Annotated in this window: 24 protein-coding genes; 10 read left to right on the top strand and 14 right to left on the bottom strand. The window is 45.5% G+C overall.

Features of this window, described 5'->3' with window-relative positions:
* Window positions 1-55 precede the first annotated feature (55 nt).
* Window positions 56-961, top strand: a complete 906-nt coding sequence (locus OH459_RS13325; RefSeq protein ID WP_009697902.1) for a DMT family transporter — start codon at window positions 56-58, stop codon at window positions 959-961.
* 121 nt (window positions 962-1082) lie between these two features.
* Here OH459_RS13325 and OH459_RS13320 read toward each other — a convergent pair whose 3' ends face one another.
* Window positions 1083-1742, bottom strand: a complete 660-nt coding sequence (locus OH459_RS13320) for an alpha/beta hydrolase (RefSeq protein WP_009697903.1) — start codon at window positions 1740-1742, stop codon at window positions 1083-1085.
* A gap of 295 nt (window positions 1743-2037) precedes the next feature.
* Here OH459_RS13320 and OH459_RS13315 point away from each other — a divergent pair, with 295 nt between their 5' ends.
* A complete protein-coding gene (locus OH459_RS13315) occupies window positions 2038-3129 on the top strand; it encodes a transporter substrate-binding domain-containing protein (protein WP_033007722.1) in 1092 nt (363 codons plus the stop codon).
* A gap of 81 nt (window positions 3130-3210) precedes the next feature.
* On the opposite strand, the gene OH459_RS13310 is transcribed toward OH459_RS13315, so the two are convergent.
* The 3 genes from OH459_RS13310 to OH459_RS13300 form a co-directional block, all read right to left on the bottom strand.
* Window positions 3211-3729: a glycine zipper 2TM domain-containing protein gene (locus OH459_RS13310; protein ID WP_005452967.1), complete on the bottom strand. Its 519-nt coding sequence runs from the start codon at window positions 3727-3729 to the stop codon at window positions 3211-3213.
* Window positions 3730-3949: 220 nt separating this feature from the next.
* Entirely contained in the window at window positions 3950-4297 is a 348-nt protein-coding gene (locus tag OH459_RS13305; protein WP_009699273.1) for a GlpM family protein, read from the bottom strand.
* Window positions 4298-4315: 18 nt separating this feature from the next.
* Window positions 4316-4675 carry a hypothetical protein gene (locus OH459_RS13300; RefSeq protein ID WP_005452972.1) on the bottom strand — a complete coding sequence of 120 codons (360 nt, stop codon included), beginning with the start codon at window positions 4673-4675 and terminating at the stop codon, window positions 4316-4318.
* Window positions 4676-4902: 227 nt separating this feature from the next.
* On the opposite strand from OH459_RS13300, the gene OH459_RS28270 reads away from it, so the two are divergent.
* Window positions 4903-5085 carry a hypothetical protein gene (locus OH459_RS28270; protein ID WP_005452974.1) on the top strand — a complete coding sequence of 61 codons (183 nt, stop codon included), beginning with the start codon at window positions 4903-4905 and terminating at the stop codon, window positions 5083-5085.
* Window positions 5086-5150: 65 nt separating this feature from the next.
* Here the strand turns inward: OH459_RS28270 and pncB are convergent, their stop codons facing one another.
* Entirely contained in the window at window positions 5151-6461 is a 1311-nt protein-coding gene (gene pncB, locus OH459_RS13295; RefSeq protein ID WP_005452976.1) for a nicotinate phosphoribosyltransferase, read from the bottom strand.
* 390 nt (window positions 6462-6851) lie between these two features.
* On the opposite strand from pncB, the gene OH459_RS13290 reads away from it, so the two are divergent.
* Complete coding sequence (locus OH459_RS13290) at window positions 6852-7577, top strand: NUDIX domain-containing protein (protein ID WP_009697909.1); 726 nt, start codon at window positions 6852-6854, stop codon at window positions 7575-7577.
* A 31-nt stretch (window positions 7578-7608) separates the two neighbouring features.
* The gene (locus OH459_RS13285) at window positions 7609-8262 is read left to right on the top strand and encodes a nicotinamidase (RefSeq protein WP_269987107.1); all 654 of its coding nucleotides are present in this window, start codon (window positions 7609-7611) and stop codon (window positions 8260-8262) included.
* A gap of 99 nt (window positions 8263-8361) precedes the next feature.
* Here the strand turns inward: OH459_RS13285 and sodC are convergent, their stop codons facing one another.
* The 3 genes from sodC to OH459_RS13270 form a co-directional block, all read right to left on the bottom strand.
* Window positions 8362-8874, bottom strand: a complete 513-nt coding sequence (gene sodC / locus OH459_RS13280) for a superoxide dismutase family protein (RefSeq protein ID WP_017818482.1) — start codon at window positions 8872-8874, stop codon at window positions 8362-8364.
* Between the two features lie 27 nt (window positions 8875-8901).
* Window positions 8902-9366 carry an ankyrin repeat domain-containing protein gene (locus OH459_RS13275; RefSeq protein WP_009697911.1) on the bottom strand — a complete coding sequence of 155 codons (465 nt, stop codon included), beginning with the start codon at window positions 9364-9366 and terminating at the stop codon, window positions 8902-8904.
* A gap of 100 nt (window positions 9367-9466) precedes the next feature.
* Window positions 9467-10981, bottom strand: coding sequence for a catalase (locus OH459_RS13270; RefSeq protein ID WP_009697912.1), 1515 nt, complete (start codon window positions 10979-10981; stop codon window positions 9467-9469).
* A gap of 259 nt (window positions 10982-11240) precedes the next feature.
* Between OH459_RS13270 and OH459_RS13265 the strand changes: the two genes are divergently transcribed.
* The 3 genes from OH459_RS13265 to OH459_RS13255 all read left to right on the top strand — a co-directional run bounded on the left by OH459_RS13265 (window position 11241) and on the right by OH459_RS13255 (window position 13617).
* Window positions 11241-11597 (top strand): VOC family protein, encoded by a 357-nt coding sequence (locus OH459_RS13265; protein ID WP_269987103.1) that lies wholly within the window; start codon window positions 11241-11243, stop codon window positions 11595-11597.
* Window positions 11598-11785: 188 nt separating this feature from the next.
* The gene (locus OH459_RS13260; RefSeq protein WP_005452997.1) at window positions 11786-12589 is read left to right on the top strand and encodes an alpha/beta hydrolase; all 804 of its coding nucleotides are present in this window, start codon (window positions 11786-11788) and stop codon (window positions 12587-12589) included.
* 134 nt (window positions 12590-12723) lie between these two features.
* Entirely contained in the window at window positions 12724-13617 is an 894-nt protein-coding gene (locus OH459_RS13255) for a DMT family transporter (protein WP_005452998.1), read from the top strand.
* A gap of 101 nt (window positions 13618-13718) precedes the next feature.
* On the opposite strand, the gene manA is transcribed toward OH459_RS13255, so the two are convergent.
* From manA to malX, 3 genes are all read right to left on the bottom strand, one after another.
* Window positions 13719-14906: a mannose-6-phosphate isomerase, class I gene (gene manA, locus OH459_RS13250; protein WP_269987100.1), complete on the bottom strand. Its 1188-nt coding sequence runs from the start codon at window positions 14904-14906 to the stop codon at window positions 13719-13721.
* Between the two features lie 21 nt (window positions 14907-14927).
* The gene (locus tag OH459_RS13245) at window positions 14928-16106 is read right to left on the bottom strand and encodes a MalY/PatB family protein (protein WP_269987098.1); all 1179 of its coding nucleotides are present in this window, start codon (window positions 16104-16106) and stop codon (window positions 14928-14930) included.
* A 92-nt stretch (window positions 16107-16198) separates the two neighbouring features.
* Window positions 16199-17770 (bottom strand): maltose/glucose-specific PTS transporter subunit IIBC, encoded by a 1572-nt coding sequence (gene malX / locus OH459_RS13240; protein WP_269987096.1) that lies wholly within the window; start codon window positions 17768-17770, stop codon window positions 16199-16201.
* 237 nt (window positions 17771-18007) lie between these two features.
* Here malX and malI point away from each other — a divergent pair, with 237 nt between their 5' ends.
* Window positions 18008-19030 carry a Mal regulon transcriptional regulator MalI gene (gene malI, locus OH459_RS13235; RefSeq protein WP_005453001.1) on the top strand — a complete coding sequence of 341 codons (1023 nt, stop codon included), beginning with the start codon at window positions 18008-18010 and terminating at the stop codon, window positions 19028-19030.
* On the opposite strand, the gene OH459_RS13230 is transcribed toward malI, so the two are convergent.
* Entirely contained in the window at window positions 19027-19767 is a 741-nt protein-coding gene (locus OH459_RS13230; protein WP_005436345.1) for a DeoR/GlpR family DNA-binding transcription regulator, read from the bottom strand. The genes malI and OH459_RS13230 overlap by 4 nt on opposite strands.
* A gap of 91 nt (window positions 19768-19858) precedes the next feature.
* Window positions 19859-20248: a VOC family protein gene (locus OH459_RS13225; RefSeq protein ID WP_269987093.1), complete on the bottom strand. Its 390-nt coding sequence runs from the start codon at window positions 20246-20248 to the stop codon at window positions 19859-19861.
* Window positions 20249-20407: 159 nt separating this feature from the next.
* Here OH459_RS13225 and OH459_RS13220 point away from each other — a divergent pair, with 159 nt between their 5' ends.
* Window positions 20408-20884, top strand: a complete 477-nt coding sequence (locus tag OH459_RS13220) for a peptide-methionine (S)-S-oxide reductase (RefSeq protein ID WP_045421786.1) — start codon at window positions 20408-20410, stop codon at window positions 20882-20884.
* 152 nt (window positions 20885-21036) lie between these two features.
* Here OH459_RS13220 and OH459_RS13215 read toward each other — a convergent pair whose 3' ends face one another.
* The gene (locus tag OH459_RS13215) at window positions 21037-22449 is read right to left on the bottom strand and encodes an alginate export family protein (RefSeq protein WP_005453010.1); all 1413 of its coding nucleotides are present in this window, start codon (window positions 22447-22449) and stop codon (window positions 21037-21039) included.
* Window positions 22450-22451 lie beyond the last annotated feature (2 nt).

Raw genomic sequence — 22451 nt, 5'->3', positions numbered from 1 at the left:
CACTTCATCCTATGACATCACCTACTCTTTGGCAAAGAATGAGGAGAGGAATAACGTGAAAGTCACATCTGTCGGCGCAGCCATGCTGCTATTAATTGTTGGTAACCTAATTGCGGTGCTCTCAGACGCTTTGATCAAAAGCGTCGGTAATGAGGTGCCGGTTTTTCAGTTTGTGTTTTACCGACAATTGTCAGCTGTGATGATGTTATTACCCGTGTACCTACTCACTAAACAAGCCCCATTAATGGAAGGCTTTAAATGGCATGCGGTTCGTGCGCACGTTTGGTTAACTGGTGCGATTTTTATGGTGTTTGCCATCTCATCAATGCCACTCGCTACGGCAAATGCGATCTTTTATGCAGCTCCTTTGATCATGTTGCCACTGGCAGCGATCTTCTTTGGAGAGAAACTTTCTGCACAATCTATTGCAGCGGCAGTGATGGGTTTTGCAGGTGTACTTGTGATTATTCGCCCTGATCAGATTGATTGGGCGGCGCTATCGGCATTGGTTGTCGCAGTCACTTTGGCGATCAACAACCTGCTAATTCGGAAGTTACCGAAGAACCAATCCGTACCACACACACTTTTGATGACGAATCTAGCCGGTATGCCTGTATCACTCTTGTTGGTGTTTATCGAGGGCGAAGCATGGGATTGGAGCTCATTCCCTGTAGCAGCAGGCTCAAGCTTATTCATCATGATTTATGCAGCAACCTGCGTGTTGGCTTATCGCTCTATCGATAGCAACAAAATTGCTAGCGCAGAATACAGCGGCTTAATTGGTGCCGTGATCGTTGGTTTGATTTGGTTCGGTGAAGTGCCAGATATCTTTATGGCAATCGGCACGGTAATGATTGTCGTGCCTCTGATTTGGCTATCCAAACGAGAACGCCGCAAACAAAAGCAAGCGCAAGCCGCCAAACTCGCAGAAGAGCAACATCACCGAGCTCCTGCAGCGTAAGTATCTAAAAAGCCGAGCGTTCATCGCTCGGCTTTTGTATTTTAGTATCCGATATTCATGCTCGCTTCTGAAATTCGGTCTATGCACAGACATCAACACAACACCCGAATTGTCGTTGCCCTTAATTACTTGTAGAAGAGGTTATCTTACCTAGCCCGTACAGCGTGATTTCTCGCTCATTCATATTGTAGATATTGTCAGCCGATGCTGCGTTTATAGTGAAGTAGTAAAAGCCTTCTGGGTCGGGTAATCCCATTTTTCTGTAGTAATCAATGTATGGCTGATGATATTCGTGACCAACAGGAAAGTCTGTGGCAACGTCATCCCCAGCTCCCCAAGAATGCACTCCGATCGTCGCCCCACTTTCTATCGTTCTATTCACGCCAGCTACAAACAAATCTGTACCACCAGAGGCTATTTCTCCATCAGCAGCAATGTAAGAATCTAAATGGCTTGCACGTACTTGGTAAGCGAGCTCTAGGTTTGCATCATCATCAGCAGAGCCATCAATACTAATAAACTTAAGTAGTTTAATCTCTGGGTGCTTTTTCATCATACGTTCAAATGCAGCAGGCGACCCTTTACAAACGACCCCTTGTAATTCTGCCACATCCCCCTTAACTGCAAAGGACAGACTAGGTTCATCTGGAAACAGTTGATCTCCACATTGTGATACAAACAAATTAGGTGCATTAGCTGGAGTAGAAGAATGGCTTTGTCCCTCGATACCACAGCCTGTCAACGCAATCAAAATAATCATCGTCAATGTTTGTTTCTTCATCACTACTCCAATAAAACATCATTCAATAAAGAGACAAATTTTAAACAAAAAAACAGCCTCTTCTATCGATGCTTACATACGCTTACAGACTCTCCCAACGCTCGTCTCGCTGTTAACGTCATCGAACTTGAAATTCAATGAAGCGTTGCCTGCTATAGTTAAAACAGTAAATAACAAAATTAAGGCAGCATTGAATTCATCATTACCTCTCGGAAACTCTCAACACTCGGGCTTTTTTGTGCAAGAAATCGCTCTTGATTCAATTCAGCGCTGCCACTTTTTTGAGGATCTGCGCATGCAAATTGGTTTGAAAACCACACTTCAATTCCTTGTAATTACAACATGTTTGCTTCTTTCTTTACTGACTAGTTCCTCTAACGCTTCTCCGCTTAAGGTCGGGACTTACCCATGTCCTCCTTTTGTTATTGGTTCTGTTGACAGTGATTTGAACGGTCTCAGCATTGAATTATGGGAGCAAATTGCCAAAGAAATGAGCGTCGAGTTTCGTTTTGAAAACCAACCTTTAGACGATCTACTCAACGCGATAGAAACAGAACAAATAGATATAGGTGTTTCATGTATTTCTATCACTCCAGAACGCGAACTGTTCGCTGATTTTTCTCATTCTTTCTACGAAACCCATCTCGCGATTGCGGTAAAAAACCAAGGCTATCTGCATACCTTGCAATCTATCTTTTTGAACCCGGCTTTGTGGCTCATCGTTGGTGCCATCATATTGGTAGCTGGCTTAGTCGGAGCATTTTTCTATGCGTTAGAAGAAGGGAAAAACGAAAAGCTATATTCAATGAAAAACAGAAGCGGTCGCTGGGTTGAAAGCTTTATTCTTGGCTTGCTGTTTATTACCCGAGGACCGTTTAACTACTTTGAATTTAAAAGCTTAACTGGGCGAATTGTGACGGTATTCATTGGTGTTTTCAGCATGCTTTTTATCGCCAGTATTACTGCAGTTTTGGCTAGCAAACTCACCCTTAGCCAAGGTTATTCACAAATCAAAGGTATCAATGATCTTGCCAATGTTGAAGTCGGTACCAAAACGGCCACCACCTCTTCCTTGTTACTCACTAGCTTTGGCATTCGCCACAAAGACTATGCAGACATGACGGCGCTTTTAACTGCCTTAGACAAAGGTGAAGTCGAGGCGATTGTCGCGGATGATGTTGTGCTCAAATACATGATTGGCAGTAGCAGACTATCTGGGCAATTTGAGGATTTAGAAGTGTTGCCGTACCAACTAGAAAAACAGAACTACGGCTTCATCATCACAGAGAACAACCGTTATGAGGAAGAGATTAACCGCGCGCTGTTACAAATCCGTGAATCACGAAAGTGGCGTAAAACGTTGGTCGACTATTTCGCAGACAAGTAGTATCCACCACTATCTTCTAAAACGAAAAAAGCCCTTAAGTTCAATGAACAAAAGGGCTTATGTATTCAATCTAGTTGGCGATTATTGCGGTAGAACCACTTTACCATCTTGAATTGGGAAAGTTTTGCCTGCAGGTTTGCTCTTCATGCGCACAGTCGTTGGTGCACCTGCAACTTCATAAGTGACATCGTAACCTACTACTTTTTCTGAAGTGGTGTATTCAGTGTGGCATTGTTTCTCTGTTGAAGTCACAACATCGCCCTTCTGCACATTGTCTTGAATTTCACGCCCCGCCATTGCACCGGCGATGGTTCCTGCCGCCGTTGCAATCACTTTGCCTGAACCACCACCGATTTGGTTACCTAGTGCAGCACCCGCCGCCGCACCGCCAACCGTGCCAAGGATCTTGTTGTTGTCTTTAGGTGCAACTTGGTGCGTCACTACAACATCTTTACACACTTGATGTGGGTTCTTCACGGTTTCAGTTACCGCTTCAACAAGCGTAATGTTTGCTTCAGTTGGTGCAGGTGGCGTTTTGTCTTTACAGCCTGCCAGTACAGCAACAACTGCCGTCGCAATTGCGATAGATTTCATATTCATGGATTACTTCCCAGTACAGTTATCTTTGATTGGCGGTATAGTAAATCGAGAACTGTAATTCACATCAGGTAAAAACAAGCCCGAGGTCATTAGCAGGTTAAAAAACGGCGTTTTATAAACGGAATGTCAGGAGGTAATCTTGAAAAGGTCAATCGGAGCCAGATCACATCAATGCTGACTATGAATCGCCCAGCAACTACTAAGTCAGATTGAGCAAACTTTAAGCAACCACCATCCATCGAGTCCAAAAGGCGAGCAAAATCGATGCGAACATGACCCAAACCAGCGTCGCGGCTGTCAGTGTACCCACCAAGCTCAAGCGGTAGCTAAAGTAAAAGACAGACATCAGATACGCCGCATAAGGTATTAGAGAGTAGATACCGAACAGTGCGGTTTGGCGCAGTGCCTCCATATCTCGCTCGCTGCCCACAATAAAGTGCGCAATCAATGCGAAGGTCGGAAACAAAGGCACCAAACCTGCAATATAGAAGCTTTTTGATTTAGAGAGCATGGCAATGACGAGTACTGCCACCGCACCGAGTAACGATTTGAGAAAAAGACTGGTCATCAATATCTATCAAACCGTCTAAGCTAAACTCAAAAACAGCTCATCATCTGTCAGATATTTATGACGATGGCTTAGACTGCGTAAGTGCATAAACATAAAGTCAGGAAAACCTGGAGCAATGACGTTGTTTGGCTCCCAGAAGATGCCACCCACGAAAACGTAGCGACCTTGCTTTTCATCATCATGCAAAGGGTTATTGATTGGTGTCGACAATTCAGCGCGGCATCCTTCAACTACACAGACGATTTGCCCTTTAAAAATGCCAATTACACGTTTAACAAGGTTCGCTTTTATTCCGCACTTCCATGCTTGGCGCGTTGCCCACTCATAACCGTGTTTGTTAATCGCTTTTTTCTGTAAATGCACAACCAAATTCATCGCTCATTCCCGAGTTGACCTTTGTTTGTACTATAACCAAATCGCCTTCTCGGTTTGCCGATTTTAATTTGTCGAAACCATAGAAGATAAAAATCAAGAAACGGGAGCTTTACAACAATTCGCCTTTTCCTTAACGAATTTTAGGATTTTTCTGACAATATAAAACAACTTCTGTTGCATAGAATGGCGTCATATTTATAAAAATAACGACAACAATAAGGTGACGTATGGCTTTTGATGACTATTGGAAGAAGGTTCGTGAAAAGCACTTAAAGAGTGCCAACTTAGAAGGGCTTATTGTTAAAAGAATACGAGCGAATACAGGCAGTAAGAGGCTCCCATATCGAACGAAGTGTGGCGCATTGTGTGAAATCAAGTACAACGAAGTGTGCGACAGTCAAAAAGAGTGATGATTCTGCACCACCCTTTTCTCAGTATTTCAACTTTACCGCCGATAAACACCGTTCTTACCGGACTACGCGTCAATAAGGTAGTTATCGCCTTCGTTTTCTAGGCGATCGATCAGTACGCGACACTCATCGAGATCAAGCGGCTGCTCAAAACGACGCTTCAAATTCATTAAAAAGAAGATGTCTTCGCACATCGCTTTCTCTGGCTCATCGCTGATTTTCGCAACAGGTGAGCCGTTGCATGACACCATTTTAATAACGATAGACAAAGGTTTGTACGCAACACCTTGTGCGTTCACGTAATCACCCATATCGTTCGCAAGCGACGTACCAATGCCAAAACTCACTTGAACACGACCTTGGAAGTGCTCACAAATATCTAGCGCTTGATCGAAGTTCAAACCATCGGTAAACACCAAGGTTTTCGTCATTGGATCGATGCCAAGCGATTGATAATGCATAATCATCTTTTCGCCCCATGTGTAAGGGCAACCACTATCATGACGCACTCCCACATAAGCATTACTGAGCTCTTCATCAAAGTCTTTTAAGAACGCATCAATACCAATGGTGTCCGTTAATGCAATGCCTAACGCGCCATTAAACATCTTTTGCCAACGCTGCAGAGCTACCTTTTGTGAATCACGGACATTCACGAGCGCTTGGTGCCCCATAAACCATTCGTGTGCCACTGTACCGATTGGCGTGAGATCGAGCTCTTTCGCCAAATGGTAGTTACTGGTTCCAGTTAGACTGTCAGGCAACTCTTCGCTCAGATACTGCAACATTGATCGCTGAGCTTGGAACGAGAAACGACGACGAGTCGACATATCAGCAAACTTAAAGTTGGTGATATTACGACGTTTCAGCTCTGCTTTAAGGAGACGAACCTTCTCTTCTAAAACCGATTGGAACTGCTCGACTGGGATCTCTGCCCAACGTGCACGGCTACGCACTTCGGACACAATACTCATGATGATGGTTTCGTAAAGAATGGTTTCTTTCCAAAGACCATTGATGGTAATGCGTAATTGGCTTGTGCCATCAGCCATGGTTTTCGTATTGAAAGAAACATCGCGTTGAGGGTTAAAACGAAACGCATGCAGTGCATCAACAAACTCAGGACTTAGATAAGGCGCAACACCTTTCATGTACTCAATTTCTTCTGCAGAGAAGGTGATATCTTGCAGTTTAAGTACTTCAGCTTTCACCTCTGGCAGCAATTCAGATAGGTCTTCTTCACTGCGCACGATGAATTTATAAGACACCATCGCATCGGGATAAAGCGCTGCAACAGCACTCATCATGTTCACTTTGTATACGTCAAAATCTAACGCACTTTGGATGATGCGAGACGAAAATAAATTGGTGGTCATTCGGAGCCCTTCTACACGCCCTTTTTCGTTTATACCCAAATTCCCTCAGCACGGTACAAACCGCATCTTATTGTTTTCCCGACAAAGTTGGGGGAAAGTTCTCAACAAGGCAAACTTGGGTATATAACTTGTTGTTACTAACTTAATTGCGTAAACAATAAACACCCACTTAGGGTTTGTCAACTTTTGTTACTAACCACTCATTTTTATAAGGTTTTTACGCACAAAATTCGGACAGTTATTGTGGATAACCTGAGCAGATAAGCACACCTTTGCTTAAAGATGAACGCTAGACAACAATGAACACGTTTCTAACAATCGGTTACTTACCCATTGATTGACTACTTGTTATGCGCTAGATTACTTACAAATTATTCTCAGGACCAAATCATGATCGTAACCGTCGACATTATTCCATTCAGACTATCTGGCTGCGCCGATAAGGGGTTGGAAGTGTTGCTGATCAAGCGTTCGAACCCGGAACGTCCGTACCACGGTGTATGGGCCCTACCCGGCGGGTTTGTGTTTGATAAAGACATGACCCACGAAGGTGGACGCCCGGCGGACGAGAACTTTGAAGCAGCACGACGCCGTATCTGCCGCGAAAAAATCCATACCTACCCCCGTCACTTTAGTGAAGCCTTTGTCGATGGCGACCCAAAACGCGATCCTGAAGATTGGAGTCTGAACATCACTCACTACGCCTTGGTTGACCGTAACAACAAAGAGCAAATCGACAACGCTGGCGTTCCAGAATGTCATCTAAAGTGGTTCCCACTACAAGCAATCCTTGATGGCGAAGAGACCCTCGCTTTTGATCACCAAAAGATGATTGAAAAGGCATGGCAGAAGTTGCGCGCCTCTATCGAATACACCTCGGTCCTGTTGTTCGCACTTGATAAAGAGTTTCTGGTTGCCGACATCATTGCCGCCTATCAAGAGTTCGGTATCGACATCAGTCGCATGACGATCAAACGACGCTTGATTGATTCAGGTGTACTCAAGCCAACCAACAAAGTCGCTTCCACTAACAAAGGTAAAGGCGGCAAACCAGCGATGGTCTACACCCTAGCAAGCGACGAAGTAACCTTTTTCCAAAACTGTTTGCGTGGCTAACGCAAGCATAAAGACAGACAAGGAGTCTGCCATGACAGTTCGAGTTAATTACCAAACCACAGCAGTGATCGACGTGGATCCTGAGAAAGGTTTCACCGAACTTTGCCCTGACGAACTGCCAGTCACTGGCGCATTAGAAATCGTTCCAGAACTACTAAAGAACCACGCGAAAGGTCGCTTAAAGCTCGTCAGCCGTGATTTGCATCCACCAAAAGCGGCGTGGGACGCAGAAACGCCAGCGAATATGCTTGAACCAGTAGGCTTACCTAACGTGGATATTAAGTGGAACCGCCATTGTGTGCTTGGCACTACGGGCGTTCAACTGTTGGACGGTCTACCTCCTGTTCTGGAGTACGATTTCCAAGTGAACAAAGGCATGGACCCAGACGCACATCCTTACGGTATCTTTTTCCACGACGTGGCTGATACCAAAACCACAGGTGCGAATGAGTTCCTCAAGTTCAACAACATCGATACAGTTGTTGTCGGCGGCTTAGCGCTCGATTTTTGTGTAAAAAAATCCGTCACTCAAGCACTCGACTTAGGCTTCAAAGTAATTGTGAACCTAGCTTCTAGCCGTGCGGTCTTGCCAGATACCGTCGATGCGGTAATTGCAGAGATGAAAGAGAAAGGTGCGATATTTGTCGACAAGGCGGATGACATCATCGTTGAGAACTTCGCGTAATATATGTCGATTTAAATATAAGCCCATCAGCTTTTGCTTAAAAAGAAAACGGTCCAGCTTATCTGGACCGTTTTTTGTTTGTGGCGTCTAAGAAGGGGATTACTTAATCACACCACACACAATGCGAGCACCGCCGCCGCCAAGTTTCGCCGGATGGTCAGAGTGGTTATCACCACCAGCATGAACCATCAAAGCACGACCTTTTACGTCATCAAGTTTCACTCGTGGTGCCAATACTGGCTGATCCGCCATTCCATGAGCATTCACGTAAAGCGCCGGTAAATCGCCAAGATGATTGTCGTCCGTCCAAGGGAAGCCATGCTTGCCTGTTTTTTCTGGGTCATAATGCCCTCCAGCAGCACCGCCAAGAATGGTTTTACCTTCTTTGGTAATGCTGTCACACGAGCCGTTAGCGTGTAAATGGAAGCCATGCGTACCAGCGGGTAAACCCTGTAGTTTCGGTGTAAAAACGGTGCCGTAATCACTGTCGCTGATCATCACGGTACCAGTTGATTGCCCAGAGCCAAGGTCAATCATTTCTACGCTTACTGTCTCGGCAAAAGTTGGAGAAGAGAGAAGCGTTAGTGCAGCAAGCCATGTTGTTTTATTCATACTGTGGGTCCTATTTATTGTTATTTATCAGTGTTGAAGCGATTTCAACACATTGGATTGACCATAGATCTCGGCAAATTCTTTCAAATTTAGCCCAGCTTTATTGCGCAGCTCTGGTGAACAATCCGCTTGATAGAGGTCTTTAGCTATGCCTATTTCACGTTTGATGAGTGCCCCCATTAATGCAGTGTTACCACGCTTATCTTGTAGGCAGGCGTTGGCTCCGGAGTCGAGCAGCAAGCGAACGGTTTCTCTATGTCCTTGATATGCGGCCACCATCAATGCGGTATAACTTTGGTTATTGCGTTGGTCGATTGGGAAGCCTTGAGAAACAAATGTATCGACCACTTCGTTATTACCAATTCGCGCAGCATCGAAGAACAGTTCAACCAGAGATTGGTATTCCTCTTCCAGCTTGTCTTCGGCGGCCAATAAGCTCAGCGAAAAGCTCAAAGAGAACAGAACGGCACTGAGCAAAAACACGGTTTTCATTTACTCACCCTCATTAACAAAATTGGAGAATGACCCACGGGAGCCCTGATTTTCGGGCAGAAAAGAGCAGATAAATCTCCCGCAGGTCAAAACTTATTGCTTACATCATCGCTTTGTTTTTCACTTGCTTGAGATTGGTATCTGTCGCCTCAGCCAGACGCGTACCGTACTCTTTGTCTGCGCGGTAGAAATAGCTCACCATGGTTTCCTTAACGTCTTTATCCATCACCTTGTTCAGGTCACCCGCTAAGTTGGCAATCAAATCACTCTGGTCTTGCTTGTTCATGCTGCGGAACAACACACCCGCTTGGTAGAAGTTACGAGGATTGCTGATCGCTTTTTGTTGAACAGTGCCAACCAACTTGGTTTCAACTGCTTTAAACTGCGTGTCTTCTGCCAGCGCCAGTTTACGGCTTGGTTCGTAGTTCACATCACCATTGCCTTGCTTCGCGTTGTTGCTCAATCCATCTTGGTTATGGTTATTCACTGATGCTAACGGACGGTTTACTGGCAGTTGGAACAAGTTCACACCCAAACGATACAACTGTGTATCTGCATAAGCGAACAAACGACCTTGTAGCAAACGGTCTTCCGATGGTTCGATACCAGGAATCAGATTCGAAGGCGCAAATGCCGACTGTTCAGTGTCTAAAAAGAAATTTTCTGGTAGGCGATTCAACGTCATAGTGCCGACTTTTTGATCCGGTACATTCAGCCATACTTTGGTTGCATCTAACCCGTTGTAATCCAGTTTGCTCAGAGCTTCTGGTGACAGCACTTTCACGTAGAGATCCCACTTAGGATAGTTACCACGCCCAATTTCTTTGTACAGATCATTGGTTAAATGGTTGAAGTCCTTACCCTGCATCGCAGTTACTTCATCAGGACGAAGGCTTTCAATACCTTGTTGGCTCTTCCATTGGAACTTCACGTAGTTCACATCGCCTTGCTTATTGATCCACTTGTAAGCGTGCACACCAAAGCCATCCATCGTGCGATAGCTTGCTGGCGTGCCTAAGTTGCTATAAACCCAAGTCAGCATGTTGGTCGCACTCGGCTCATGACTGAAGAAATCAAAGAATCGGTTTGGATCCTGAACGTTGTTAACTGGAGACGGTTTGAGAGAGTGCACCATATCCGGGAACTTAATCGAATCACGGATGAAGAACACAGGCAGGTTGTTCCCTACCAGATCCCAGTTACCCTGTTCAGTATAAAATTTAGTGGCGAAACCACGAGGATCGCGAAGTGTCTCTGGTGATCCTTTTGAGTGAATAACGGTCGAAAAACGTACGAAAACAGGAGTTACCTTTCCTTTGTTAGTAAAAGGAGCGGAAACCGTTAAGTCACTAAAATCACCCGATGCAACAAACTCACCGTGAGCACCTGTACCACGAGCATGCACAACACGCTCAGGAATTCGCTCTCTAGCAAAACGCTGCAATTTTTGGATCAGGTGAACGTCTTGCAGTAATACGCTGCCATTTTCACCTGCTGTGATTGAATTCTGGTTGTCACCAACTGGTGCACCATTGTCTCTTGTCAGGGTTTGCGCCTGTAGAGATGTGCTGGCTAAGCCAACTGTAATTAATAAAAAGCTTTTTGACATCTGCATGGTTGCTCTCCAATGCGTGCTAACCATTTGACCAGTCGAGTGGTCAATGGATACTCAAAAGCTCTTTTCTGCCCACCGAGAATATATCTTCAACAATTACATTTGTTTAATGGGAAATAACGATAGATTTAATAGGGAGAACCAATGAAATTTTTGAGGTTTTATCGGTTTGATTAATAAAACCTAGACTCGGGCTGAGAAACTCGACGGAAGAGTTAATACACTGACAGAAAAGCACAGCGATGAAAAGGACACCAGAATGCACCAACATGAAAAGTTAAATTACGTTGAGTTTGGCACGCGAGACATCAATGCGACTAAACAGTTTTTCGAGCAAGCCTTTGGATGGAGCTTCGTTGACTATGGACTAGAGTACAGCGCCTTTTCAGGTCAAGGTTTAGACGGTGGCTTTTTTGCAGCAGAGCAAGTGAGCCAAACAACAAATGGGGCGGCACTACTGGTGTTCTATAGTTCAGATATTCACACTACGTTAGCTAAAGTCGAGCAGTTTGGAGGTCAAGTAATTCGTCCGATCTTCGAATTTCCCGGCGGTTGTCGTTTCCATTTCACCGAACCAGGTGGCAATGAATTCGCGGTCTGGTCTGAAAACCATTAATTAATGACAGGTAAAACAATAATTAATGACAAGTAAAACAGCAACGTACCATTACATTCGATAGTTGACTCGAAGAGTTACAAACCAGCTCGCCTCGCCTTCTCATTTATTGATAACGCGGGGCTTTTAGAGCGGTTAAATCTTATACAGTTGTTTTTGTTCTTTAAATACAAAAGCAAAGGTAAAACATGGAAGTTTTGAAGCGTTGGTTCATCGCCCTTTCAATAGGGGTTGTATTATCGGCATGTGGCGGGGGAGATGGCTCCTCTGTTGACAGCAGCTCCGCATATGTTCCTGCGGAAAAAATACAAGACAATATTTTTTCCAATATCACTGGCGTTAGTTATCCCTACGACATCTACTTGCCAGAAAACTATGAAGAGCGCACGACATCTTTACCCGTCATCTACGTTTCCGACGGTAATGGGACAGGTCAGGGGTTTGGTAACCTCATCGCCAATGCCGAACTCGATGTCATTCTAATCGCCATTCATGAAGGTCCTCCTGGACGCAGAAACATTGATTATTTGCCACCAGGTGTCGATGACTTCTACCTTTTCTTAACCCAAGAACTCATCCCAATTGTTGAAGCCGAATACGATATCGATCCAAATGAACGCACACTGGCTGGACATTCATTTGGAGGCGCAAAAACTGCCTATATCATGCTAACGGAAGACATTGGCGTCGAGTTCTTCAAAAATTTCATCATCTCTGACGGGTCATTTTGGCGCATTGATGACACCATCTATTCTTTGGAGGAGCAACGTTACGAGGCTTCACCATGGTTAGAAGCCACCGCTATATTGAGCTCAACAAACATCGGAAATCATCCATCGGTTGATGCTTTCTATAAACATATCCAATCGAAGGGCTACATGGGTTTTAATTTGCCACCGCTCATCGAGTACAAAAAATTAGATCACGGGAAGATGTGGTACCACACCTACAGAGACAGTCTACCAATCTTGTTTCCAAAAGAAGAAATTTAAGACCATCAAAATAAGTCAGTGGTAGCCAGATTCGGAACTGACATTGCATTTCTGGTTGATCTCATCCTTGGTTTAATCCACTGTTAGCGCAACAATTAATCAATGGGGCGCTAGACCTCGACCAAGGATGTATCATGACTGCAGCCAGTTTTTTTCGCTTACTTTGTCTCGCTGCTATTTGGGGTGGCTCGTTTCTGTTTATGCGAGTCGCCGCTAATACGTTCGGACCGGCTTACTTAATCGAGTTTCGTGTTGCATTTGCGGCAATAGCATTGCTCTTGATAGCTTTCTATCTCAAAAAGAAACTTGCCTTCACAAAACACATTAAGCACTTTTTCATTATTGGCTTATTTAACAGCGCCGTGCCCTTTCTGCTTTTTGCTTACGCTGCTCAAACACTGAATGCGTCGACCTTAGCCATTCTCAACTCAACCGCACCGATATGGGGCGCGTTAATTGGTTTTGTTTGGTATCGCAGTCCTTTAACGGCAAAAGCCATTCTAGGTATGATGATTGGTATTGGTGGTGTGGCTGTACTTGTCGGCTTAGATTCTTCAACCATCGGCAGAGAGGCTATCTTCCCCATCGGGGCAAGCCTAATGGCTTCTTTCAGCTATGGGATTGCAACCAACTACACTAAAAATGCTCCGCAAGTTCCAGCTTTCGACAATGCACACGGCAGTATGTGGGCAGCGGTTATTTGGGTTCTACCGTTATTACCTTTTCTACCGATGCGCGCTGAACCGAGCAGTTTTGAATGGAGCTCCGTCATCGCTCTTGGCGTTGTGTGTACCGGTTTCGCTTATTTACTCTACTTCCGCTTAGTTTCGGATATTGGTCCTGCTTCTGCCTTGACCGTCACTTTCCTTGTTCCCGTTTTCGGTATTTTATGGGGTTACTTGATTCTGGGTGAACCTGTCGGTTTTAACACCATCATAGGGACAATTTTGGTGCTAGGCGGAACCATGTTGGTGACAGGTTTCTCTCCTGCTGCAATGCTGGCAAAGCGAAAACAAAGAGTGGCATAACAACCGTTGTAGTACGCAGTCACCATATTTATACCCAAGTAACATCAAACCATTTGAGACCGCGGTAATAGCGGTCTCAGTGCATGAGATAGACAAAGCACTCAGTTATACGCTCTTGCTAGCAAGCCACTCCCTCGATATTGGTAAAACTTACAATCGTTAGTGATAAATGCAGATTCTCCGGCTTTAAGGGTCAGACTTGCCTCTGATGTCATGACCTCAACTCTGCCTTCAACACAAAAAACAATCTCTGCACCACGCACAAACTGTTGTTTGCATTCGCCATCGGAAGAGAGAATATCAAAACCAAAATCATCTACCGGAATTGGATAGCTCAACTTGCCCTCTTTATGAATTGGCGACAGCTTAATCAGTTCCGGTTGCGTGGTGTGAAATGCCGTATTTGCGATAAGCTCATCCACATCAATGTACTTGGGCGTTAACCCAGCTCTAAGCACGTTGTCAGAATTCGCCATGATTTCCAACGCTGTACCTTGCACATACGCATGAGGCGTTTCGGCATGGAGAAACATCGCTTCACCAGGTGCAAGTTCTATCGTGTTCAACATCAGCGGAGACAGCAATCCAATGTCTTTCGGGTAATGCTTTTGAAATTCCGCCACATAACTGAGCACTTCTCTTTCCAATGCCGTCTTTGGACCACGCTCTAATGCTGCGTCCAATTCTGCCAAGGCTTGAATTTTATGAGCTTCGCTCAAGGTCATGATCGCCGTGAAGAAGTCTTTCAGCCCGTCTTGATTTGGGTGCTCGGCTAACGCTGCCACCTTACCATCTAAACTGCGAATACCAAATTGGCGGAACAGCGTCAGTATCTGTTCTATCGGACGAAAGCCATTCATCGCCTTGTAGAAAGTCAGTGCGTAGACCAACTCTGGCTTGTGATTAGCGTCTTTGTAGTTGCGATTAGGAGCATCAAGTGGAATACCTTGTTCATTCTCTCGTGCAAAACCAAGCTCAGCTTTTCGCTTGTTAGGATGAACTTGAATCGAGAGCGGAGAATCCGCCGCAAGCACTTTGAATAGGTACGGAAGTTCACCGAAACGCATCATGGTGTAATCACCAAACATGCTTGCTTTGTCTCTCGCAATCACATCAGATAATAACTCACCAGTTGCTGCGATGCGCGAGCAACCATTGGGGTGCGCTCCCATCCAAATTTCAGCTTGAGGTTGATGGTTCGCATTGTCGATGCCAAACAGTTTAGAAATCGACTCTTTGCTTCCCCAAGCGTAGTTTTGAATCACGTTATCTAGCTTGAACAGTGACATCTCACACTCTCCCGCGGTGTTTTAACGCTGCAATTTGATCGCTTGAATCAAGGCTGAAACGCCCTGCTCGACTTTGCTTCTCGGACAGCCCAGATTGAGTCGGAGATAACCTTTACCGGACTCGCCATAAACATCTCCAGACATGATGGCGACATTGAACTGTTCAATTAACGCTTGATTAAGCAGCATCATATCTAGATTCAAAACAGATAAGTCAATCCATGCTAAATAGGTCGCGTCTGGGACAAGGTAGCTCACCTCAGGAAAGGCGCTTTCCAGTGCTTCTTTCACGTATTGATGGTTAGTCAATACATACTCGTTGAGTGCCTTTAGCCAAGGCTCTCCATGACGATAAGCCGCCATCGTACCAAGCACGCCCATGATAGAAGGCGATGAAAGACCATCCACCTCTTTGAGTTTATGCAGATAACGTTCGCGAGTTGGTGAATCCGCGATCAACGCATACGCGCCATTCAAGGCTGGAATATTGAATGATTTAGACGCCGATGTGACGACAGCCCAATCTTGTGAACAACCAAACCCCACGTAAGGGATGTGACGCTTAAAGCTCACGTCCATGTGGATCTCATCCGATATCACTTTGACTTGGTGTTGGTTACAAAGCTCCGCCATCTTTTCCAATTCGCTTTGGTTCCACACTCGCCCTGTTGGGTTATGAGGGCTGCACAACAACAGCACAGTGTTGTTCTGGTCAGCGAGTTTGGTTTCCAGATCTTGCCAGTCAATTTCAAATCGACCTTGCTGCTTGATGAGCGGACTGCGAACGCACGCACGACCTTGCCCTTCAACCATTTTGTCGAACGCATCATAAGCTGGTGTATGGAACACCACGCCTTGTCCCGGCTGGCTCCATTGCTCAATCAACTTTGACACAATGTAGATAACCGATGGTCCGTACACCACTTGCTGAGTGTCGATTTCGCAGTCAAAACGAGTTTGATACCAGTAGCGAATCGCGGACTTAAAATCCTCATGGTTCCAGCGGCTATAACCTAATACCGGATGCTCTAAACGTTGTTTAAGCACATTCATCACCGGCTCTGGCGCAGCAAAATCCATATCTGAAATGGTAAATGGCAATAAACCCGCTTTACCAAATCTATCCTGAACGTAGTCCCACTGCGTGCAGTAAGTGCCAGTGCGATCAATCGGTGTATTAAAGTCGAAATTCTGAGTCATACGAATATTCCAATATTAAGGTCCCTCGTCACAATCTCATTGGGGGGGAGGATGGAGATTGTGCCGAGGGGGAGCATCTATCAAGGCAGTGATTAGCTTGCAGACATGATGGCTTGCATTTCGTTCTTCACTAGGTGAACTTGTGTACCAATAACGACTTGCAGGTTGTGCTCATCAAGCTTCACTACGCCCAGCGCGCCGTTGGCTTTCAACTTAGCGTCGTCGACCAAACTCATGTCGTTAACAGACAAGCGAAGACGAGTGATGCAGTTATCCAGAGCCGTGATGTTCTCTTTGCCACCAAGAGCTGCCAATACTGCGGCACCTTTACCAGATTCGTTGATGAATGCGGCTTCAAGCTCTTTGTCCACTTCCGCCGTGTCGACTTCACGACCTGGTGTTTTTAGGTTGAACTTAGTGATCGCAAACTTAAACACTGAGTAATAAACCACGAACCAAACACCCGCCACCAGCGGTACTAAGTACCATTTCGTCGCCGTGCCTTGCAGGATACCGAACACCAAGAAGTCAATCAGGTTGCCGTCGGTGTTACCGATGGTGACATCTAGCAAGCCCATCACCATAAAGCCTAAACCAGTCAGAATCGCATGGACGAAGTAAAGCACTGGCGCAACAAATAGGAACAAGAATTCAAGCGGCTCAGTGATACCACCTACCACACATGCTACAACGCCAGAGATAAGCAGTGCTTTGATTTTTGAGCGGTTCTCAGGGCGAGCACAGTGGTACATCGCAAGAGCTGCACCCGGTAAACCGCCTAGGAAAGTTGGCATTTTACCTTGAGACAAGAATGCCGTGACTTCCGGTGTAAATGCCGTTGTGTCAGGACAAGACAATTCAGAGTAGAAGATGTTTAATGCGCCAGACACGGTTTGACCACAGACGTCCATAGTACCGCCTGCTTCAGTGAATCGAATCAGCGCAACCAAGATATGGTGAAGACCGATTGGCAGCAATAAACGTTCGCCTGTACCAAACAGCATTGGACCGAAATCACCCGCGCCTTCAATCACATGACCGATACCATTGATGCCTGCAGCAAAGTAAGGCCATACAAATGGGATAAACACACCGACAACGCCCAGTACCAATGCAGAAATGATTGGAACAAAACGAGCACCACCAAAGAACGCTAGCGCATCTGGCATTTTGAAGGTGTAAAAACGCTGGTGAAGTTTCGCAACAATCACACCAACGATCACCGCACCAAGAATACCGGTATCAATCGATTCAATCCCGATAATGCTTTTCACACCGTAAGCGGCACGTTTCGCTTCACTGTCTAGTACACCAGCGACGGTTAGGAAGAAGTTGATCGCAAGGTTGAACGCAGCATAGCCAACGAAACCCGCGAAACCTGCTACGCCTTTCTCTTCACGCGCTAATCCAAGCGGGATAGCAACGGCGAACATCACAGGCAAGTAAATGAATGCGACAAGACCGATTTTGGTCATCCACATAAACAGGTATTGCAGAGGGGTGTTGTCTAAAAATGGGATGGCTTCTTTGATAGCGGCGCTAGAAAACGAGCTGCCGACACCAAGAAGAATACCTGAGAATGCCAGCAGCGCGACTGGCAACATGAAGGTCTTGCCGAGGCTTTGCAAGAACTCCCACATGGTCGATTTATTGCTTTTAGACATAGTTTGTCTCCGGAAATTGAGAACTTGTAGGGCTCATACACATCACATTATGTGCGCATGAAGTGTTGTTTTTATGCACTCAATATACGCTGCTAAAAATTTTGATAAAACGTTTTACCAAAAATTCTGTGATCGAGTTAGATATCTTTTTCCACAAACTGTGTAGGGCTTTTAAAATCAACCTAATAGGGTTACAGTTTGATGATAAAACGTTTTTCTAATCCATAAAGTGAATCTATGTCGTCAAAAAAAGTGACCATTACAGAAGTCGCTAAACATGCTGGCGTGTCAGTTACCACCGTCTCTATGGTGTTGGGGAATAAAGGGCGGATCTCTCCAGACACAATAGAAAAGGTCAACGCTGCGGTTGAAGAGCTCGGCTATATCCGTAACCGTGCCGCTGCCAACCTACGCTCCAATTCCAGTGAAATCATTGGATTGATCCTCAAAGACATCAGTGATCCCTATTACGCAGAAGTCGCAGCAGGATTGAGTGAGGAAATCGAGCAGCAAGGTTACATGCTGTTTCTGGCTCAAAGTGGGGATAGCCAAGAAAAGTTTGAGAAGTGTGTATTAACCATGGCACGCCAAGGTGTCGGAGGTATTGCATTTTGCCCGATTGGTGAAAGCCAGCAGTTCAACGTCGAAAACCTCAAGCAGCACAACCTGCCAATGGTGTGCATTTCACGCGCTTCGGTGGATAAGCAAATCGACTACGTGGGACCAGACAACATGTACGCTGCCAAGTTAGCGACGGAGCATCTGGTTAAGCAAGGGCATCGCAGAATCGCTTATGTCGGCGGCGCGAGCAGTTCTTTGTGTCGTGCTGAGCGTATTGGTGGGTATTGTTCAACTCTGATGCAGTTTGGTTTGCCTTTCAAACCAGAATGGGTGGTCGAGTGTGAGAAAAGCCAAGCGTCTGCCGCTCAAACTGTGCAGCAATTGTTGTTGGAACATCCACAGATTACTGCGGTTCTTTGTCACCATTCCTCGACAGCACTAGGCGCGGTTTATGGTATACATCGAGCAGGACGTTCCATCGGTAAAGATCAGTTTATCGGCGAGCAAGTATCGGTGATTGGTTTTGATGACGTTGAAGAAGCAGAGTTAATTGAACCACCGCTCACCTTCGTTAATTCCAATGCAAGAGAGATGGGAAGACAAGCAGCAAAACGATTGATCAATCAACTGAAGCAAGAAGACAGCGAGCCTTACAGCTTGATCCTGCCTCCTAAACTCATTGTTCGTGAGTCGGCTTAACCCAACACCACTTCCACACCTTGCTTTCTCAGTTGTTCGAGGTCGCTTTTCGGAGCGGCTTCGTCGGTTAACAGCACCGAGATTTCACTCGTTTTACCAATCGAAGATGGGTAGATTTGCCCAAACTTGCTTGAGTCCGTCAGCACGATGTTACGACGCTTTTTCGCAATGATGGTTTCGGCGATTTCTGCGCGCATCATGTCTCGGCTAGTAAAGCCAGTATCTTGATGGAAGCCGTCAATACCCAGGAAAGCCGTGCTGAAGTGAATATTCTCGATACACAGCTTAGTCAGCGGTCCAACTAAGCTCTCGCCTTGATGTTGGTACACACCACCAAGCAAGATGATGTTGGCTGAAGTGTTTCGGATGAGATGGGCTATGTACGCCGATGGAGTAATGATGGTGACATCACCACGTTCAGCCAATGTGCGAGCCAAGAGCGCATTGGCACTGCCACCTTCGATTAACACGGTTTCATTTGGTGATACCAAATCTGCCGCTTTGTTGGCTAGCGCTTGTTTGATGTCGAAGCGCACTTCGAGTCGCGTATCAATATCGTCACTTTGTAGCGCCGTCGCAGCGCCATGAACACGCTTCAAGTAGCCTTGTTGCTCAAGGAAATTCAAATCCTGCCTGATCGTCACGCCCGACACGCCAATGATGTCAGAAAGCTCCGTCACTTGAACGCGTTTGCGGTCATTAACCAATTGCAGGATTTCGTTTTGTCTTGAGTTCACAGGCTCGCTCCTTATAGATGAGCTTGCAGTATACGCCCGAACACTTTCATATGAAAGCAGCCTGTGAACGATAGAAATAAGCTAAGTCGCGTTACACCGTAAGCTCAAGACGGTTGCCATCCGGATCTAAGATGCAGCTTTCGTAGTAACCATCACCTGTTTGTCTCGGACCGTCGATCCATTGGTAGCCATCATCCAATAAGGTTTTGGTCAATTGATCCACTGCCTGCTCTGATCCTAGAGAAAAGGCAAAGTGTGCCAACCCTGTTACCTGCATCGCATGAGATTTTTCACATGCGGTCACACCTTCCATCGACATTAACTCCAGTCGTGCACCACTTTCAAACGAAAGAAAGTAAGATGAAAACTGCTTAGTTGGGTTGTGGTATTTATCGTTAGACACCGCGTTAAAGTATTTCTCATAGAAGGCTTTAAGCTCTTCCAAACGTTCAGTCCAAATCGCGATATGTTCAATTTTCATTAGGATTCCCCCTAGCTCTTAACTGCGTTCAATCTAACGAGGAAACGCAGCACAAAAAAGAGAGCAAATCACTTCTGAGTTGTTCCTGTTTTATGGTTGGAGTTGTGTTTGTATGAAAGTGATGCCCATAATGGCGCAAAGATTTTTCAGGACAGAATGATGGAAGAAATTTACTTCGCAGGCGGCTGCCTTTGGGGTGTTCAAGAATTTATGCGCCACCTTCCGGGCGTAATTAGCACCGAAGCAGGACGAGCAAATGGCTCAACAGACAACACTCAATCTGAATACGATGGCTACGCGGAATGCGTGAAAACCCAGTTCGACCCTGAACAAGTGTCGGTTGAAACTTTAATGGGGTATCTGTTTGAGATCATCGACCCGCACAGTGTTAACAAGCAAGGTGAAGACGTAGGTGAGAAGTACCGTACCGGTGTTTATAGTCAAAACGAACAACACCTAGCGATTGCCAAAGCATTTATCGCTGCAAGACCAGATGCCGATAAGATCGCCGTAGAAGTGCTGCCACTCACGAACTACGTGCCAAGTGATGATGAGCATCAAGACCGACTCACACGCTTTCCAAACGACTACTGCCATATCCCGTTAGATTTGCTGCATAAGTACAAGCAAAACTAATGGTATCCACTGAGCACTTCCCAATTTTCCAATAAAAAAGCCCAGCATGTCGACTGGGCAAAATTGCTGCTTAAAAAACATGACGTGCCTTAATCAAGGCAAATAGGACAGATAAAAGCAGTATGCTTGGATATTTATCGTCTATCGCAATACTAGAAGTTGTAGATCACTGCGATTTCGGCACGAGTAATGTTGTCGCTTTGAGGACCGACAACATCACGCGTATAGTCACTATCCAACGCATAGTACAGGTTCAACTCCGTTTTTAGGTTGCCCGTAATGTAGTTGTGGAACTGCAGATAAAATTGAGTGTAAGCGTATTTTTCATCAGAGTTTTCACCGAACAAAATATCCTGATTTAAGGTATAAATCGCATCGTCTGTATCGGCGCGCCACGTTGACATAAAGCCAGTGATAATGCTCTGTTTTGGCATGTACTCAATAACTGAATAACCGCCAACCTGCATCGCGTTACCGTAAGCCCCGTCATGAGCAAAACCTAGAGGATCCCCCGTCCATAGTGGGTTGAACGTGTTCACTTTATCGCTATCCTTGCTTGTTCCCGATGCATAATGAAGGTTTAAACCTGCACGTACATTCCAATCTGCACTCCAGTTGTAGTTCAGATCTGCATAAGCCATATACGCTGAAATATCTTTGCCAGCATGGTCACCAAACTGATAAACACCATCAACCATGTACCCGAAGCCTTCACGAACAAAATCATGTGCGTGCAAGCCCAGCACTTGAATATCCACATCCCCATCAGGAGCATTAACGAATGAACTGTTGGTCACGTCATTGCTCATGAAATAAGCCTGCATTGCGCCATAGTCCGTGCGCCAATTCGCAAAGATACCTGTGGAGGTTTTTCCGTTGGTTTTGTCATCCCAGTTCCCACTCCAACTGCCATCTTTGCGTAATGGGAAGACTTCTTCACCGTAATAAACATCAAAGTTGATGCCATTCACTCTGTATTTGGCACTCGCCGCATTCCAACTCGATTGCACGGGTGTTGGTTCTCGGTTCATCATTTGCCATTCATTGAGGTAGATCTCTTGGCGTCCTAAACGTGTGCTCAAATACTGTTCACCATCATCGAGCAACTTGAACTCTGTGAATAGTTGGTGGAAATCAGTACCAGCATCATCTACCGGACCAGGGTTATCTAAGTTGGTGTAGTTGGTGCGGATTTCACCGTAGATTCGAGCCCAATCTTGGTATGTCACATCAGTAGCAAACTGCATTCGGCTACGGAACTCATTTTTCTTACGTACATCAGAGTCATACATATGATTCCAACGATTATCAAAAGCCGCTTTAATGTTACCGCTAAATGAAACTTTCCACTCTCCATCATCAGTAATATCAAGGCGTTTTAACTTCTCTGAAAAGCTCTTTTCGCTCTCCGCAAGATTGTCTACGTAGCTCCAATCTTCATTTGCACGATCACCCCAAAACACGATTGGGTTTCTTTCAGACCATGTAGGGGCTTCGGTTGCGTGTAGCGCACCAGAAATACTCACTGCAAGCAAGGTTAGGGACACTTTTGTTATATTTTTCATAA

This window comes from Vibrio sp. MM46, from assembly GCF_027587135.1.
Taxonomy (GTDB): domain Bacteria; phylum Pseudomonadota; class Gammaproteobacteria; order Enterobacterales; family Vibrionaceae; genus Vibrio; species Vibrio harveyi.
This window is presented reverse-complemented; position numbering and strand designations above follow the sequence as displayed.

Coding starts and splice junctions, on each gene's coding strand:
- OH459_RS13255 (WP_005452998.1), top strand. CDS start 12,724: ATGACTGCAGCCAGTTTTTTTCGCTTACTTTGTCTCGCTGCTATTTGG.
- OH459_RS13270 (WP_009697912.1), bottom strand. CDS start 10,981: ATGCAGATGTCAAAAAGCTTTTTATTAATTACAGTTGGCTTAGCCAGC.
- OH459_RS13290 (WP_009697909.1), top strand. CDS start 6,852: ATGATCGTAACCGTCGACATTATTCCATTCAGACTATCTGGCTGCGCC.
- OH459_RS13260 (WP_005452997.1), top strand. CDS start 11,786: ATGGAAGTTTTGAAGCGTTGGTTCATCGCCCTTTCAATAGGGGTTGTA.
- OH459_RS13215 (WP_005453010.1), bottom strand. CDS start 22,449: ATGAAAAATATAACAAAAGTGTCCCTAACCTTGCTTGCAGTGAGTATT.
- OH459_RS13300 (WP_005452972.1), bottom strand. CDS start 4,675: ATGAATTTGGTTGTGCATTTACAGAAAAAAGCGATTAACAAACACGGT.
- OH459_RS13310 (WP_005452967.1), bottom strand. CDS start 3,729: ATGAATATGAAATCTATCGCAATTGCGACGGCAGTTGTTGCTGTACTG.
- OH459_RS28270 (WP_005452974.1), top strand. CDS start 4,903: ATGGCTTTTGATGACTATTGGAAGAAGGTTCGTGAAAAGCACTTAAAG.
- OH459_RS13245 (WP_269987098.1), bottom strand. CDS start 16,106: ATGACTCAGAATTTCGACTTTAATACACCGATTGATCGCACTGGCACT.
- OH459_RS13305 (WP_009699273.1), bottom strand. CDS start 4,297: ATGACCAGTCTTTTTCTCAAATCGTTACTCGGTGCGGTGGCAGTACTC.
- OH459_RS13220 (WP_045421786.1), top strand. CDS start 20,408: ATGGAAGAAATTTACTTCGCAGGCGGCTGCCTTTGGGGTGTTCAAGAA.
- OH459_RS13285 (WP_269987107.1), top strand. CDS start 7,609: ATGACAGTTCGAGTTAATTACCAAACCACAGCAGTGATCGACGTGGAT.
- OH459_RS13315 (WP_033007722.1), top strand. CDS start 2,038: ATGCAAATTGGTTTGAAAACCACACTTCAATTCCTTGTAATTACAACA.
- sodC (WP_017818482.1), bottom strand. CDS start 8,874: ATGAATAAAACAACATGGCTTGCTGCACTAACGCTTCTCTCTTCTCCA.
- OH459_RS13225 (WP_269987093.1), bottom strand. CDS start 20,248: ATGAAAATTGAACATATCGCGATTTGGACTGAACGTTTGGAAGAGCTT.
- malI (WP_005453001.1), top strand. CDS start 18,008: ATGTCGTCAAAAAAAGTGACCATTACAGAAGTCGCTAAACATGCTGGC.
- pncB (WP_005452976.1), bottom strand. CDS start 6,461: ATGACCACCAATTTATTTTCGTCTCGCATCATCCAAAGTGCGTTAGAT.
- manA (WP_269987100.1), bottom strand. CDS start 14,906: ATGTCACTGTTCAAGCTAGATAACGTGATTCAAAACTACGCTTGGGGA.
- malX (WP_269987096.1), bottom strand. CDS start 17,770: ATGTCTAAAAGCAATAAATCGACCATGTGGGAGTTCTTGCAAAGCCTC.
- OH459_RS13320 (WP_009697903.1), bottom strand. CDS start 1,742: ATGAAGAAACAAACATTGACGATGATTATTTTGATTGCGTTGACAGGC.
- OH459_RS13265 (WP_269987103.1), top strand. CDS start 11,241: ATGCACCAACATGAAAAGTTAAATTACGTTGAGTTTGGCACGCGAGAC.
- OH459_RS13275 (WP_009697911.1), bottom strand. CDS start 9,366: ATGAAAACCGTGTTTTTGCTCAGTGCCGTTCTGTTCTCTTTGAGCTTT.